This window comes from Streptomyces colonosanans (genome assembly GCF_001866645.1).
Lineage (GTDB): Bacteria > Actinomycetota > Actinomycetes > Streptomycetales > Streptomycetaceae > Streptomyces > Streptomyces colonosanans.
The window spans coordinates 22,894-38,064 of the sequence record NZ_MLYP01000071.1; the positions used below are offsets into that span (position 1 = coordinate 22,894).

Annotated in this window: 10 protein-coding genes; 5 read left to right on the forward strand and 5 right to left on the reverse strand. The window is 70.2% G+C overall.

All coding sequences use genetic code 11. The features are described from left to right. The first annotated feature begins 167 nt into the window (after positions 1 to 167). On the forward strand, positions 168 to 2,795 hold the full coding sequence (locus tag BIV24_RS25645) for a SpoIIE family protein phosphatase (protein ID WP_071368811.1): 2,628 nt from the start codon (positions 168 to 170) through the stop codon (positions 2,793 to 2,795). On the opposite strand, the gene BIV24_RS25650 is transcribed toward BIV24_RS25645, so the two are convergent. After that, positions 2,758 to 4,362 carry a TPM domain-containing protein gene (locus BIV24_RS25650; RefSeq protein ID WP_177198817.1) on the reverse strand — a complete coding sequence of 535 codons (1,605 nt, stop codon included), beginning with the start codon at positions 4,360 to 4,362 and terminating at the stop codon, positions 2,758 to 2,760. The genes BIV24_RS25645 and BIV24_RS25650 overlap by 38 nt on opposite strands. 19 nt (positions 4,363 to 4,381) lie before the next feature. Here BIV24_RS25650 and BIV24_RS32510 point away from each other — a divergent pair, with 19 nt between their 5' ends. Further along, positions 4,382 to 4,864: a phosphotransferase gene (locus tag BIV24_RS32510; protein WP_425442593.1), complete on the forward strand. Its 483-nt coding sequence runs from the start codon at positions 4,382 to 4,384 to the stop codon at positions 4,862 to 4,864. Here BIV24_RS32510 and BIV24_RS25660 read toward each other — a convergent pair. From BIV24_RS25660 to BIV24_RS25675, 4 genes are all read right to left on the reverse strand, one after another. Continuing rightward, complete coding sequence (locus tag BIV24_RS25660) at positions 4,853 to 5,629, reverse strand: succinate dehydrogenase/fumarate reductase iron-sulfur subunit (RefSeq protein ID WP_071368814.1); 777 nt, start codon at positions 5,627 to 5,629, stop codon at positions 4,853 to 4,855. The two genes, BIV24_RS32510 and BIV24_RS25660, sit on opposite strands and share 12 nt — an antisense overlap. Then, positions 5,626 to 7,566: a fumarate reductase/succinate dehydrogenase flavoprotein subunit gene (locus BIV24_RS25665; protein ID WP_071368815.1), complete on the reverse strand. Its 1,941-nt coding sequence runs from the start codon at positions 7,564 to 7,566 to the stop codon at positions 5,626 to 5,628. Before BIV24_RS25665 ends, BIV24_RS25660 begins: the two co-directional genes overlap by 4 nt. A 16-nt stretch (positions 7,567 to 7,582) precedes the next feature. Continuing rightward, complete coding sequence (locus tag BIV24_RS25670; RefSeq protein WP_071368816.1) at positions 7,583 to 8,404, reverse strand: hypothetical protein; 822 nt, start codon at positions 8,402 to 8,404, stop codon at positions 7,583 to 7,585. A 110-nt stretch (positions 8,405 to 8,514) separates the two neighbouring features. Continuing rightward, on the reverse strand, positions 8,515 to 8,805 hold the full coding sequence (locus tag BIV24_RS25675; protein WP_071368817.1) for a hypothetical protein: 291 nt from the start codon (positions 8,803 to 8,805) through the stop codon (positions 8,515 to 8,517). A 358-nt stretch (positions 8,806 to 9,163) separates the two neighbouring features. Here BIV24_RS25675 and BIV24_RS25680 point away from each other — a divergent pair, with 358 nt between their 5' ends. The 3 genes from BIV24_RS25680 (at position 9,164) to BIV24_RS25690 (ending at position 15,070) form a co-directional block, all read left to right on the forward strand. Then, positions 9,164 to 11,332: an ABC transporter family substrate-binding protein gene (locus tag BIV24_RS25680; protein ID WP_071368818.1), complete on the forward strand. Its 2,169-nt coding sequence runs from the start codon at positions 9,164 to 9,166 to the stop codon at positions 11,330 to 11,332. Positions 11,333 to 11,525: 193 nt separating this feature from the next. Beyond that, complete coding sequence (gene typA / locus BIV24_RS25685) at positions 11,526 to 13,442, forward strand: translational GTPase TypA (RefSeq protein ID WP_071368819.1); 1,917 nt, start codon at positions 11,526 to 11,528, stop codon at positions 13,440 to 13,442. 593 nt (positions 13,443 to 14,035) lie between these two features. Continuing rightward, positions 14,036 to 15,070, forward strand: a complete 1,035-nt coding sequence (locus BIV24_RS25690; protein ID WP_071368820.1) for an ABC transporter permease — start codon at positions 14,036 to 14,038, stop codon at positions 15,068 to 15,070. Positions 15,071 to 15,171: the final 101 nt, after the last annotated feature.

The window sequence follows — 15,171 nt, forward strand, 5'->3', positions numbered from 1 at the left end:
CATCGCCTGGTTAGAAGACTGGAAGTATGGCGCGTCCGGTCCAAAAACCATCGGGACCATGCTGTGATCGTGAACACCATGTGATGTGGCGCCTTAGTGCTGGATACTGCGGGCAGCCGCCCTCGGTGACCGGTGCCGGACGCGGTGAGCTGGAGGGGACGGTTCGCGTGAGCGAGATACCAGCGAAGGCCACGGAGTCCGAGGACCCGTCGGGCGGCGCGAGGGCTGAGGCCGCGGTCGAATCCACCGCGGCTGCCGAATCACGCGACCCGTTGAACGGCACGATCTGGCAGGTGAGCCCGCCCGGCTCCATGTACGACTACATCAAGGTCGCCTCCTTCTCCATCGGCCCCGACGGGCTTGTCGACCAGTGGAGCATGCGGGCCCAGCAGTTGTTCGGCGTTCCCGCCGAGCGGGCCGTCGGTATGGACCCCATCGAGGCGTTCATCGCTCCCGACCTGCGCGAGCGCGGCCAGCGCAAGATGGCCGAGATCCTCGACGGCCGGGAGTGGACCGGCATCGTCCCCTTCCGGATGCCCGATGCGGACGGGACGGAGGGGCTCGCCGAGGTCTATGTGATGCCCACCGCCACGGAGGACGGCGACCGGGCCGCCGTGTGCATCGTTGTGGACGTCCACACGCTCCGCCGCATCGAGACCGACCTCGCCGCCTCGCAGGCGATATTCGGCCAATCCCCCTTCGGGTTCCTGCTGATCGACACCGAGCTGCGGGTACGGCGTGCCAACCAGCGGTTCGCCTCCGTCTTCGGCGGCACCCCCGACGACCACCGCGGCCGCCGTGTCCACGACTACCTGCAGTCGCCGGAGGCCGACCGCGTCGCCGCGACCCTGCGGCGCGTCCTGGAGACCGGCAACTCGATCACGGACATGCACGTCACGGGCTTCGCCCCCGGCTCCGACGAGCGCAAGCACTGGTCCGTCAACCTCTACCGAGTCCGCAGTGGCAGCGGCCGCACCCTCGGCGTCGCCTGGCTCGGAACCGACATCACCGGCCGCCGCGCCGCCGCCCGCGAGGCCGCCGCCGCACGCCGCAACCTCGCCCTCCTCAACGAGGCCGGCGCCCGCATAGGCAACTCCCTCGACCTGGAGACCACCGCACGCGAGCTCCTCGACGTGGTCGTGCCCGGCTTCTGCGACCTCGCCACCGTCGACCTCTACCAGGGGCTCCTGGCCGGCGACGAGACCCCGCCGGGCCGGGCCGACGGAAGCGCCGAACTGCGCCGCGTCGCGTACTCCAGCGCGGTCTCGGGCGCGCCCTTCGCCGGCGGTCCCGCGCCCGTCGCCGTCGGCTCCGTCCACCACTACGCTTTCAACTCGCCCTGTGCGGACGCCCTGCGCACCGCGCGCCCCCGGCACATCCCCGCCGAGGAAGGCGGCCTGATCCAGTCCACGCTCGCGGTCCCCATGGTCGCCCACGACACCGTGGTCGGCCTCGCCCAGTTCTCCCGTACGAAGGGCAGCGAGCCGTTCGGCGAACGTGACCGCGCGCTCGCCGTGGAACTGGCCGCACGCGCCGCCGTCTGCATCGACAACGCGCGGCTGTACCGCCGCGAGCACGAACGGGCGCTGATCCTGCAACGCTCCCTGCTGCCGCCGGGCGACCCGGAGGCCTCCGGTCTCGACATCGCCTGCCGCTATCTGCCGGGCAACGCGGCGACCGAGGTCGGCGGCGACTGGTTCGACGTCATCGAACTGCCGGGCCATCGCACCGCGTTGGTCGTCGGTGATGTCATGGGACGCGGCCTGCGCGCCGCCGTGGCGATGGGTGAACTCCGCACAGCCGTACGCACCTTGGCACTGCTCGACCTCGAACCCGCGGAGGTGCTCTCCGCGCTGGACGAGATCGCGCGCGGCCTCGGCGCGCCCGGAGGACCCTCCCAGGCTTTCGGCCCCGGCACAGGCGTCCGGCAGGCCACGCGCACGGCCCGCCAGCCGCGCGACGCGGACCTGTCCGAGGTGTACCTCGCGACCTGTGTGTACGCCGTCTACGACCCAGTGACGCGCCACTGCACCTTCGCCAACGCGGGCCATCTGCCGCCGGTGCTCGTCGAGCCGGGCGAGCCCGCGCTGATGCTGGACGTGCCGCCCGGGATGCCGCTGGGCGTGGGTGGCGAGCCCTTCGAGGAGGTGGAGGTCGAACTGCCGGAGGGCGCGCTGCTCGCGCTCTACACGGACGGGCTCGTCGAATCCCGCGATCATCCGCTGGACGAGGGCCTGCAGGCGTTCGTAGGAGCGCTCACCGATGCCGGCAGGCCCCTCGAAGACGTCTGCGACCACGTCCTCAACACCCTCGACACCCACCACGGCGAGGACGACATCGCGCTGCTCATGGCACGCGTACAGGGCCTGCCGGCCGAGTCCGTCGGCGACTGGACGCTGCCGCGCGAGCCGCGCAGTGTCGGCCGGGCCCGCGAGTACGCACGCCGCCGGCTGCTCACCTGGGACCTGGAGCCGCTGGTGGACACGGCGGAGTTGCTGGTCAGCGAGCTGGTGACCAATGCCCTGCGGTACGGGGAGGGCGAGATACGGCTGCGGTTGCTGCTCGACCGGACGCTGGTGTGCGAGGTGTGGGACGCGGGCCTGGTCCAGCCGCGCCGCCGCCGCGCCCGGGACACCGACGAAGGGGGCCGCGGGCTGCAACTGGTCGGCCTGCTCTCCGCGGCCTGGGGCTCGCGCCGCACACCGCGCGGCAAGACGGTGTGGTTCGAACTGCCGATCCCGGACGGCGACAGCGGCGTCATGGATCCGGCGGAGGCGCTGCTGAGCCTGTTCTAGGCGGTTCCTGAGCGGACGGGGGCCGGGCCGCCCGGAACAGCTCACCGGCGTTCCTTCGCCCCCGCGTGCCCGGTCCGCCGTAGCTCGCGGGGCCGCCGGCCCCCTGCCGGGGGCGGGCGCCGAGCAGGATCCCGCCGAGTACGGCGCCGCCCGTCTCCAGTCCCTCGCCGTACGGCGTCCCGTACGCCCGGACGTCCCGCTCCGCCAGTTGCCGGGCCTGCCGGCCGAGCGTGTCGGCCTCGCGGGCGTCGGCGAGAGCGGCGGACGGGGCCGGTACGGGCGGCCGGTCCGTGTTCTCCGCCTCCGCGAGCCGTAGCTCCGCCTCCGCGAGCCGCGTCCTCGCCTCGGCGCCGACCGCTCCGCGATGCGTCGTCACATGGTCCGCCGCAGCGGTGACCGTACTGCGTGCGGTCAGCAGCGCCCGGTCGAGCCGGGCGAGGGCCCGCGACCCGCCCGGCGTGCGCCGCAGGGCCCGGTCCAGCCCGGCCGACACCTGCTCGATCTGCCGCAGCGCCCCGACCGGATCGCACCGGCTCCCGCCCTCACCTGCCCCCTTGCCGGCCGGCTCCCTTCGGATCGCCTCCACCGTCGACTCCCCGTACGCGATCCGGCCCCGCAGATCCGCTCGGGTGCTTTCCGTGCGCAGGAGTTCGCGGGCCTCGGCCAGGTCTCTGACCGTGTCGGTCAGAGCGGTGGGCAGTTTCTCCGTCGCGGTGGCCAGGTCCGTCGCGAGCCGAGCGATGCCGTCGACCAGCACCGCCGCCTGGTCGACGGCGGCCTCGGCCGCCCGCAGACGGGCGACCGCGTTCTCCGTCTCGCCCCGGTCCAGGGCCCGGTGCGCCCCGTTGAGACAGACTGTGGCGAACACCAGCCGGTCCTTGGCACGTTCGTCATGGCCCGCCACGGGCAGATAGGCGGACAGGGCATACCGCTCGCGCAGCCCGGCGAGCAGGCCGTCCGCCTCCGCAACCCGCCCCGCCAGCCCCCTGAACCGCGCCTCGGCATACCCCAGTGCCTCCCGCGCGGTCCGCTCCAGCGCCCGTGCCCGGTCGAAGCCGGCCGCCTCCTCGTCCAGGCACCGCCCGGCCACCCCGCACCGCGCGACGATCTCCTCCAGCAGCGCCCGCGCCGGGCCCGCCCCGTCGTCGAGCCGGTGCCGCGTCCGGAACGCGGCGGCCAGCTCCGCCGCGGCGAACTCCACTGCCTCCGCAGGCACCCGTACCGCCTCCTCGCCGCACTGCGCGGTGGCGTACCCGAGTTCTTCCCGGCTCGTCCGGACACAGTCGTCGGTCTCGACGAGCGAGTGCCGGGTTCGTTGGTCGAGTTCGTCCAGCGGTACGACGGTCGGCATGCGACCGCCGGGCGTCGTGCGCATCGTCGCGCGCAGCCTGCGCCGCACCAACGCGTACGCGGCCACGGCCACGGCGGTCACCACGGCCACCAGCGGCAGCACGAGGTCGGCGCTGGACGTCCCGCCCGCGGGTCCCACCACGCCCATCGGCACCAGCAGTGCGGCGCTGCATGCGGCGGCCCGGCGCGGCCCACGTCGAGGAGAGGGCGGCGTCACATTCGGGAGCGTATGACCGATGCCCCAGACCCGCGACCGGATGCGCCCCCGTCGGGGCACTGGCCATCCGTCGGGCGCTGCGGGACATCGAGGAGGCCGCGGCGAGAGAGCCCCGAATCGCGGCCGTGCGGGGCGGCTCGACGAGCGGGTGCGCGCACTCGCCGAGGCCGTCCGTTCCCGCGCCCGCCACGGCCTTGTCCACGGCGAACTGGGCCCGGACCACGTGCTGGTGGACGCGGACGGCCGACCGGCGCTGATCGACATCGAGGGCCTGATGTACTTCGACGCCGAGTGGGAACACGTATTCCTTCAGCTTCGCTTCGGCCCGCACTACGACGCCCTGCGCACCGAGGGCCTGGACGAAGGCCGTCTGCGTCTGTACCGCCTGGCTATGCACCTCTCTCTCGTGGCGGGTCCCCTCCGCCTGAGGGCGACTTCCCGGAGCCGGGGGCGATGCGCGCGATCGCCGAGTGCAACACCGGGCGGACGCTCAGCCTCCTGACGGACGCCTCCTGATCTTCGACCCCAGCCACACCAGCGGGTCGTACTTGCGGTCGACCGCGCGTTCCTTCAGCGGGATCAGCGCGTTGTCCGTGATCTTGATGCCCTCGGGGCACACCTCGGTGCAGCACTTGGTGATGTTGCAGTAGCCGAGGCCGTGTTCGTCCTGGGCCGTGCGACTGCGGTCCAAGCCCGTGTCCGACGCCGCGTCCAGGGGGTGCATGTCCAGTTCCGCCACCCGCATCAGGAAGCGCGGACCGGCGAACGCCTGCTTGTTGTCCTCGTGGTCACGGACGACATGGCAGGTGTCCTGGCACAGGAAGCACTCGATGCACTTGCGGAACTCCTGTGGCCGGTCCACGTCCTCCTGCTGCATGCGGTACTCGCCGGGGCCCAGTCCGGCGGGGGGCACGAAGGCCGGGATCTCGCGCGCCTTTTGGTAGTTGAAGCCCACGTCGGTCACCAGGTCGCGGATCACCGGGAAGGCGCGCAGCGGTGTCACCGTGATCGTCTCGTCCCGGTCGAACACCGACATCCGCGTCATGCACATCAGCCGCGGCCGACCGTTGATCTCCGCGGAGCACGAACCGCACTTGCCCGCCTTGCAGTTCCAGCGCACCGCGAGGTCGGGCGCCTGGGTGGCCTGGAGGCGGTGGATGATGTCCAGTACCACCTCGCCCTCGTTGACCTCGACCTTGAAGTCCTCCAGGCCGCCGCCCCCCGCATCGCCCCGCCACACCTTGAAGCGGGCCTCGTAGCCGCTCATTCGCACAGCTCCTCTTCGGCGAGGTACTTGACCAGCTCCTCCTTCTCGAAGAGGGCGAGCAGGTCGGGGCGGATGGGTTCGGTGGTCTCACGGGAAAGGGTGATCTGGCCGCGGACCGGATCGGTCGCCGCCAGCCCGCCCGTGGGGTCGGTGAGCCGGCACAGCAGGTTGATCCGGCGCCATGTGCGGTCCATCGTCGGGAAGTCCTCGCGGGTGTGCCCGCCGCGCGACTCCGTGCGCTCCAGCGCGGCCCGCGCCACGCACTCGCTGACCAGCAGCATGTTGCGCAGGTCCAGGGCGAGGTGCCAGCCCGGATTGAACTGGCGGTGCCCCTCGACGCCTGCCCTGCGCGCCCGCCCCCGCAGCTCCGCCAGCTTCTTGAGCGCCTGCTCCATCTCCGACTCCCGGCGGATGATGCCGACCAGGTCGTTCATCGTCTGCTGGAGTTCCTGGTGGAGGGTGTACGGGTTCTCCGGCGGGCGGATCTCCCCCTCGCTGGGCGCCGGGCCCTCGGCCGAGAACGGACGCAGGGCCTCCGCCGCCGCCGAGTCCACCTGGGCGTCGTCCACCCGCGGGCGCGTTGCCGACCCGGTCGCGTACTGGGCCGCGTGAAGCCCTGCCCGCCGCCCGAACACCAGCAGGTCGGACAACGAGTTGCCGCCCAGCCGGTTGGAGCCGTGCATACCGCCGGCGACCTCTCCCGCGGCGTACAGCCCCGGCACGCCGCGGGCCGCCGCCGTGTCGGAGTCGACCGCGATACCGCCCATCACGTAGTGGCAGGTCGGTCCGACCTCCATCGCCTCGGCGGTGATGTCGACGTCCGCCAGCTCCTTGAACTGGTGGTACATCGACGGCAGCCGGCGCCGGATGACCTCGGCCGGCATACGCGTCGACACATCCAGGAAGACCCCGCCGTGCGGCGAGCCGCGGCCCGCCTTCACCTCCGCGTTGATGGCGCGCGCGACCTCGTCACGGGGGAGCAGTTCGGGCGGGCGCCGGTTGTGGTCGGGGTCGTCGTACCAGCGGTCGCCCTCCTCCTCCGACTCCGCGTACTTCTCCTTGAAGACGTCGGGGATGTAGTCGAACATGAACCGCTTGCCGTCGGAGTTGCGCAGCACCCCGCCGTCCCCGCGCACCGACTCGGTGACGAGGATGCCCTTCACCGACGGCGGCCAGACCATGCCTGTCGGATGGAACTGCACGAACTCCATGTTCAGCAGCTCGGCCCCGGTGAGCAGGGCCAGCGCGTGTCCGTCACCCGTGTACTCCCACGAGTTCGACGTCACCTTGAAGGACTTGCCGATCCCGCCCGTCGCGATCACGACGGCGGGCGCTTCGAGGACGAAGAAGCGCCCGGACTCGCGCTCGTACGCGAAGACCCCCGAGACCCTCGCGCCGTCCTTCAGTACCCGGGTGACCGTGCACTCCTGGAAGACCTTCAGCCGGGACTCGTAGTCGCCGGTCTCCTTCTTGTCCTCCTGCTGCAGGGCGACGATCTTCTGCTGGAGCGTGCGGATCAGCTCCAGGCCGGTCCGGTCGCCGACGTGCGCGAGGCGCGGGTACTCATGACCGCCGAAGTTGCGCTGCGAGATGCGCCCGTCCTTCGTACGGTCGAAGAGGGCCCCCCAGGTCTCCAGCTCCCAGACCCGGTCCGGTGCCTCGCGCGCGTGCAGCTCCGCCATCCGCCACTGGTTGAGGAACTTCCCGCCCCGCATGGTGTCGCGGAAGTGCACCTGCCAGTTGTCGTGCGGGTTGGCGTTGCCCATCGCCGCGGCGATGCCGCCCTCGGCCATCACCGTGTGTGCCTTGCCGAACAGCGACTTGCAGATCACGGCCGTACGCGCGCCGCGCTCACGCGCCTCGATGGCGGCCCGCAGACCGGCACCGCCGGCGCCGACCACGACCACGTCCCACTCCTGCCGGTCGACCATGGACATCAGAAGGCCTCACTCATCAGAAGAAGCGCGGATCGGTGAAGGCGCCGGACGCCAGCAGGAACACATAGAAGTCGGCGAGCGCCACGCTCACCAGGGACGCCCAGGCCAGCTGCATGTGGCGGTCGTTCAGCCGACTGACGACCCCCCATGCCCGGTAGCGCACGGGGTGCCTGGAGAAGTGCTTGAGCCTGCCGCCGACGATGTGCCGGCAGGAGTGGCAGGAGAGGGTGTACGCCCAGATCAGCAGGATGTTCACCAGGAAGACCACGGTGCCGAGCCCCATATGGCCCCAGCGGTAGTTCTCGTCGCGGAAGGCGAGCACGGTGTCGTAGGTGAGGACGCCCGCCACCAGGAGTGCCGCGTAGAAGAAGTACCGGTGGACGTTCTGCAGGATCAGCGGGAGACGGGTCTCGCCGGTGTACTTCCGGTGCGGCTCCGGCACCGCGCAGGCCGGGGGAGACAGCCAGAAGCCGCGGTAGTACGCCTTGCGGTAGTAGTAGCAGGTCAGCCGGAAGCCGAGCGGGAAGATCAGGATGATGATCGCCGGGGAGATGCCCCACCAGCTGCCGAAGACGGGGGCGTTGGGCCCCGCGTGCATGGTGTGACACCGCTCCGCCAGGCAGGGCGAGTAGAACGGCGAGACGTAGGGCGCCGCGTAGTAGCGCGCGTCAGCGAAGGCGCGCCAGGTCGAGTACACGACGAAGGCCAGTAGTCCGGCCGCGGTGGCGGCCGGGGCCAGCCACCAGCGGTCGGTGCGCAGATGCGGGGCGGCGATCGCGGCGCGCGTACCGGTCCGTACGCCGCCGCTGTTCGGATGTGGTTCCGTACCAGTGGCCAACTTGGGACGCACCTTCTCTTCGGGGCTCGGTTCGCCTCTTCTGTTGTGGGGTCCGGTTCGCGCCTCCGGGGCGGCTCAGCCGCCTTCCCGGCGGCCTACTCCGCGGTGAGTCAGGGGGCGTGCCGGTCGCGGGCGCCGAGACCCTCGTCGTCCGAGTCCGTCCACAGGGTGGTGTCGTACGGAGTGTCGGAAATCGTCACGAGTTCAGGCCGCCGCTGTGGCGCGGAGGTGCCGGCCGTCTCGCGCAGCAGCGCCAGGCTCTCGCGCAGGTGGTCGGCGTCGGTGCGGACGCGGCGTATCTCCAGCCCACCGCTGCCCATCTGCTGTTCTAGGCGCCCCACCGACCGGTACAGGTCGTCGAGGCACCGTTGAATTGACGTCAGTTCGTCATACTCGGACACGACGTGACCTCACTTCCAGGGGTCGTTCAGGCCCAAGGCGGCAACGTTCATGCGCCTGCGAGTGTTGCGCGTCACACCACCCAGTGTGAAGGGATGTGCACGGATTTGCCTCCGGTGGTGGGACGGATGGGTACAGGCATACGGAGGTGCACGTCCCTGACGGGCGTGCGCCCCGGCCCGTAGCGCCGTTCCCGGTTGCGCCGTGAGAGTGGGCTTTGTATACCTCGCCGCCGTGTCGCTGCTCCCTGCTGAACCCTTTCCTCTTCAGTGGGCCCATACATCTGATCAGCTCTAAATAGTTACAAACCTGAGCATAACGCCCACTCATTCGCAGAGCGGCTCCCCGGAGGTAGACGTGATGTCCCACGACGGTGTCGGACGGGGCGCGGTGCTGCGCTCGGCCACGTTCCTCACCGCGGGAGCCCTCGCGGTGACCGCGCTCGCCGCCTGCAGCGCGGACGAGGAGAGGGAGAGCAAGCCGGCCGCCGCGCAGGACATCGCCCCGGCCGCCCGCGCCCTCATCACGGACGGCGGCACGCTCCGCTGGGCCGTCGACAGCGTGCCGGAGACCCTGAACACCTTCCAGACCGACGCCGACGCCGCCACCGCGCGCATCGCCGGCGCCGTCCTGCCGTCGATGTTCCGGCTCGACGCGAACGGCCGACCGCAGCGCAACCCCGACTTCCTGGAGTCGGCCAAGGTCGTCTCGACCGAGCCCAGGCAGGTCGTCGTCTACCGGCTCAACCAGCAGGCGGCGTGGAGCGACGGCCGCAAGATCGACGCCTCCGACTTCGCCGCCCAGTGGCGCGCCCTCTCCGGCAAGGACCACGCGTACTGGACGGCCCGCAACGCCGGCTACGACCGCATCGAGAAGGTCGAGCGCGGTGCGGGCAACCTCGAGGTCAAGGTCACCTTCGGCAAGCCGTACGCCGACTGGAAGTCGCTGTTCTCGCCGCTGTACCCGAAGGACGTCACGGGCACCCCGAACAGCTTCAACGACGGGGCGAGGAAGAGCCTGAAGGTCACCGCCGGCCCCTTCGCCGTCCAGCAGGTCGACCGCCAGGGCGGCCAGGTCACGCTCACCCGCAGTCCGCGCTGGTGGGGCCGTCCCGCCAAGCTCTCCGAGATCGTGCTCGTGGCCGTGCCGCGCGACCAGCGGGCCCGCGCGCTCGCCGACGGGAAGATCGACATGGCGGAGGTCGACCCGGAGGAGGCCCAGCGGATCACGTTCGCCACCCGCGGCAAGGGCGGAAGCACCCCCACGCAGGGGTCGTCCCAGGGAACCTCTCGGGCGCCGTCAGAGGGGCCGTCCCAGGAACCCACCGCCGGCGGCACGGGGGCGGGAGGCGGGGCGGCAGCGCAGAGCGCCGGGCAGCCTGCGCTGCACGGCTTCGTGATCCGCAAGTCCCTGGAACCGGCCTACACGCAGCTCGCCCTCAACGGCTCCCAGGGCCCGCTCACCGACGAGCGGGTACGCCGGGCCGTGGCCCGGGCCCTCGACCGCACCGAACTCGCCGGGCTGGTCCTCAAGCCGCTCGGGCTGCCCTTCGCGCCCCTCGGCAGCCACCTGGCGCTCGCCGGGCAGCCCGCGTACGCGGACGACAGCGGCGCTCTCGGCCGCCAGGACACTGCTCAGGCGCAGGCGTTGCTGACCGAAGCGGGCTGGGTGGCCGGCGGGCCGGTCACGGAGCAGAAGAAGTCGGCCGGGAGCCCGGGCAAGAAGGCGGACGGCACGAAGGCCGAGGACGGGAAGGCCGACGGCACGAAGGAGAGCAGCGGGGACGGCTCGGGCGACGACGGGACGCACACCGTCCGTGAGGACGACAAGGCGCCCGGCCGACAGAGCACCCGGCACCTTTCCACGCAGCACCAGGGGGAGCACCCCGGCGCCGCGGCGCCGGGGGCGTACGCGCCAAGGGGCACCGCCGCCCCGGCCGGTGCCGCGTCCGGGGTGCTCGCAAAGGACGGCAAGCCGCTGCAGCTGCGGTTCGTGCTGCCGTCGGGCCCGGGTTCGCAGCCCCTGCGGACCGTCGGCGACCGTATCGCGCGGATGCTGGAGAAGGTCGGGATCCGCACGGAGATCACCAAGGTCCCCGACGAAAGCTTCTTCCGGGACCACATCGCCTCCGGGGACTACGACCTCGCGCTGTACTCATGGCCCGCGTCCGCGTTCCCCGCCACCGACGCCCGGCCGATCTACGCCAAGCCGGTGCCCGGGCCGGACGGCTCGCTGAGCGTCGAGCAGAACTACACGCGGGTCGGCACCGACCAGGTGGACCAGCTCTTCGACGAGGCGATCGCCACCCTGGACGAGGACGAGGAGCGGGATCTGGTACGGAAGGCCGACACGCGCCTGTGGGCCATCGCCGGCTCGATCCCCCTCTTCCAGCGTCCCCAGCTCACGGTCACCCGCCTCAACCTGGCCAACGTGGGATCCTTCGGCTTCCAGACGCCGCTCTACGAGGACATCGGCTTCCTGAAGAAGGGGGCGCGCGGCGCACGGCCGTCGGTGAGTCCCTCGTCGTAACCGGGGAAGCGGCGGTCTGCGCCCCGGGGCGGCCCGTGAACAGGGTCTGAGCTGCGCTGACGCCACCCGGCGCGCCTATGCCTCGGCGGCCCCGTAACATGGGGTGAGGCCGTGGCGTGTCCAGCCCGGCAGGTCCCGCGTAACACGGACGTACGCGCAGGGCCGTCCTCACCACTCCGGGAGTACGCCACACATGGCAGTGACTGCTACGCGTCACGACATCCGCAACGTCGCCATCGTCGCCCACGTCGACCACGGCAAGACGACCATCGTCGACGGCATGCTGAAGCAGGCCGGTGCCTTCGCCGCCCACCAGCTCGAGCAGGTCGACGACCGCGTCATGGACTCGAACGACCTGGAGCGTGAGAAGGGCATCACGATCCTCGCCAAGAACACCGCGGTGAAGTACCACCCGAAGGACGGCGGGGACCCCATCACGATCAACATCATCGACACCCCCGGCCACGCCGACTTCGGCGGCGAGGTCGAGCGTGGTCTGTCGATGGTCGACGGTGTCGTCCTTCTCGTCGACGCATCCGAGGGTCCGCTGCCGCAGACCCGCTTCGTGCTGCGCAAGGCGCTCCAGCAGCGGCTGCCCGTCATCCTGTGCATCAACAAGACGGACCGCCCCGACTCCCGTATCGACGAGGTCGTCAACGAGACCTACGACCTCTTCCTCGACCTGGACGCGGACGAGGACCAGATCGAGTTCCCGATCGTCTACGCCTGCGGCCGTGACGGCATCGCCTCTCTCACGAAGCCGGAGGACGGCACGGTCCCGGCCGACTCCACCAGCCTGGAGCCGTTCTTCTCCACGATCCTGGAGCACATCCCGGCCCCGAACTACGACGAGGACGCGCCGCTCCAGGCGCACGTCACCAACCTCGACGCCGACAACTTCCTCGGCCGTATCGCGCTGCTCCGTGTCGAGCAGGGCGAGCTGCGCAAGGGCCAGACCGTCGCCTGGATCAAGCGCGACGGGTCGGTCAGCAACGTTCGCATCAGCGAGCTGATGATGACCGAGGCCCTCACCCGCAAGCCCGCCGAGAAGGCCGGCCCCGGTGACATCTGCGCCGTCGCGGGTATCCCCGAGATCATGATCGGCGAGACCCTGGCCGACCCGGAGAACCCGGTCGCGCTGCCGCTGATCACGGTCGACGAGCCCGCGATCTCCATGGTGATCGGCACGAACACCTCGCCGCTGGTCGGCAGGGGTGGCACCGGCAAGGGCGCCAACGCCAAGGCCACGGTCAAGGACCGCAAGGTCACCGCGCGCCAGGTCAAGGACCGCCTCGACCGCGAGCTGATCGGCAACGTGTCGCTGCGGGTCCTGGACACCGAGCGGCCGGACGCCTGGGAGGTGCAGGGCCGCGGTGAGCTGGCGCTGGCCATCCTGGTCGAGCAGATGCGCCGCGAGGGCTACGAGCTGACCGTCGGCAAGCCGCAGGTCGTCACCCGGGAGATCGACGGCAAGGTCCACGAGCCGGTCGAGCGCATGACGGTCGACGTGCCCGAGGAGCACATGGGCGCGGTCACGCAGCTCATGGGCGTCCGCAAGGGCCGTATGGACAACATGTCCAACCACGGCTCCGGCTGGGTCCGCATGGAGTTCGTGGTGCCCTCGCGCGGTCTCATCGGCTTCCGTACCGAGTTCCTGACCAACACCCGCGGCACGGGCATCGGCCACTCCATCCACGAGGGCCACGAGCCCTGGTTCGGCAACCTCCAGACCCGTAACAACGGCTCGCTGGTGGCCGACCGCTCCGGCAGTGTCACGGCGTTCGCGATGACGAATCTCCAGGAGCGCGGCACGCTCTTCATCGAGCCGGGCACCGAGGTGTACGAGGGCATGATCGTCGGCGAGAACTCCCGCGCCGACGACATGGACGTCAACATCACCAAGGAGAAGAAGCTCACCAACATCCGGTCCGCCACGTCCGACATCGCCGAGTCGATCGTGCCGCCGCGCAAGCTGTCGCTGGAGCAGTCCCTGGAGTTCTGCCGCGACGACGAGTGCGTCGAGGTGACCCCGGAGTCCGTCCGTATCCGCAAGGTCGTCCTCGACCAGCGTGAGCGCGCCCGCTCCGCCAGCCGCGCCAAGCACGGCTGATTCGGACTTATTTACCACCGAAGCCCGGGTGGCCCCCTTGTGGGGCCACCCGGGCTTTCGCATGGGCGGGTACGCGACGGCCGCCCCGATCGACGCCCGTAAACGGATTTCCGGACTCCGGGGTTCTCTACCTGGAATACGAAACTATCCGACTGATAGGCGTGTAATACGTCTGTTTCGCGGTCTTCTCTCTCGGATACGTTTGTCCATATTCTGGATGACATCCAGGTGAGCCGTGATCGAACCGAGACCTAAAGACGGTGGTCGGTATCTGGCTCATGGCAGATAGTGGGGCGCAAGCTCGGGTCAATGGGTCAGGCACTGTGGCGGCAGTGCACCGACTCACGAGCAACGGTGGGGTGTGTGACTCTCCGTCAGGGGTGTCGGAGAGTCGGACGGTCAACCCCTCCTGTCTGTACACGGGTTGAGTCGAGGAGGCGGGGCCAATGCCAACTACGCGTGTTCACCTGCGACTTGTCGCTCTGCGCGACCGATAGTCAGTCGTCATTTCCTGATCCGCGTGGTCCAAGCCGTGGTCGGCCCCGTACCTTGTGGCGGCCGCAGGCTCGGCGTACCCCTGAATTGGACGCATCATGACGAGTCCTCTCAAGACCGAGGGCGGCGGGGCATCGGTCGTCGTGGACGGCGATAAGGAATCGGCGAAGGAGTCCCAAACCGCACAAGTGGAGGGCCGGTCTCCCGGCCGGCTGATGTGGATCCGCTTCAAGCGGGACCGCACCGGTGTGATCTCCGCTTATGTCGTGGGCTTCTTCTTCCTGATCGGGCTGCTCGCGCCCCTGATCTCCAAGCTGTACGGCAAGGATCCGTACACCGTCTACGCGGACGAGCGCCCCGAGTTGTTCGACAGCGCGGGCGTGCCGGTCCAGCCCAACGGCGGCATCAGCGGTGATTTCTGGTTCGGCCTCGAGCCCGGCAACGGGTACGACGTCTTCACCAAGCTGATCTACGGCATCCGCACCTCGTTGATGATCTCTCTCGCGGTCACCGTCGCGGTGGTCCTCACCGGCATCCTCCTCGGCGTCACGGCGGGATACCTCGGCGGCAAAGCCGACTTCTTCATCGGCCGGGTGATCGACTTCCTGCTCGCCATCCCCGCGCAGCTGTTCTTCATCGCGAGCATGCCGGTCGTGGTCTCCCTCTTCGTCAGCCCGCGGGACGAGACGCCGACCTATGTGCGCGTGGTCGCGCTCATCGCCGTCCAGTGGGCGCTGGGCTGGATGAGCCTGGGGCGGATCCTGCGGGGTACGACCCTCAGCCTGCGGGAGCGGGAGTTCATCGAGGCGGCCAAGGTGAGCGGGGCGTCCTCCCGGCGCATCATCGGCAAGGAGATCCTGCCCAACGTGGTGACGCCACTGCTGGTGCAGTCCACGTATCTGCTCCCGAACTTCGTGACGGCCGAAGCGGGTCTGTCGTTCCTCGGTGTCGGAATCGTCGAACCGACGCCCGACTGGGGCCAGATGTTCTCCAAGGCGTCGACGGAGCTGGTGCTCCAGAACGACCTCACCTACATGTTCTTCCCCGGCGTCTCGATGATCATTTTCGTCGTCGCGTTCAACCTGCTCGGGGACTCGGTCAGGGATGCCTTCGACCCCAAGTCGGCGCGTTGACCGCGTAGTTCACGGGTACTTCGCCTCGTACTTCGGCGCACCCCACGGCAAGTCCAGGCAATTCCGTACAACTCGACCCCGTGCCAGGGCACTTCATGCGC

What these genes read in the sequence shown, in the direction of transcription:
- BIV24_RS32510 (WP_425442593.1), top strand. Translation starts at nt 4,382, where the DNA reads ATGCCCCAGACCCGCGACCGGATGCGCCCCCGTCGGGGCACTGGCCAT.
- BIV24_RS25660 (WP_071368814.1), bottom strand. Translation starts at nt 5,629, where the DNA reads ATGAGCGGCTACGAGGCCCGCTTCAAGGTGTGGCGGGGCGATGCGGGG.
- BIV24_RS25665 (WP_071368815.1), bottom strand. Translation starts at nt 7,566, where the DNA reads ATGTCCATGGTCGACCGGCAGGAGTGGGACGTGGTCGTGGTCGGCGCC.
- BIV24_RS25680 (WP_071368818.1), top strand. Translation starts at nt 9,164, where the DNA reads ATGTCCCACGACGGTGTCGGACGGGGCGCGGTGCTGCGCTCGGCCACG.
- typA (WP_071368819.1), top strand. Translation starts at nt 11,526, where the DNA reads ATGGCAGTGACTGCTACGCGTCACGACATCCGCAACGTCGCCATCGTC.
- BIV24_RS25690 (WP_071368820.1), top strand. Translation starts at nt 14,036, where the DNA reads ATGACGAGTCCTCTCAAGACCGAGGGCGGCGGGGCATCGGTCGTCGTG.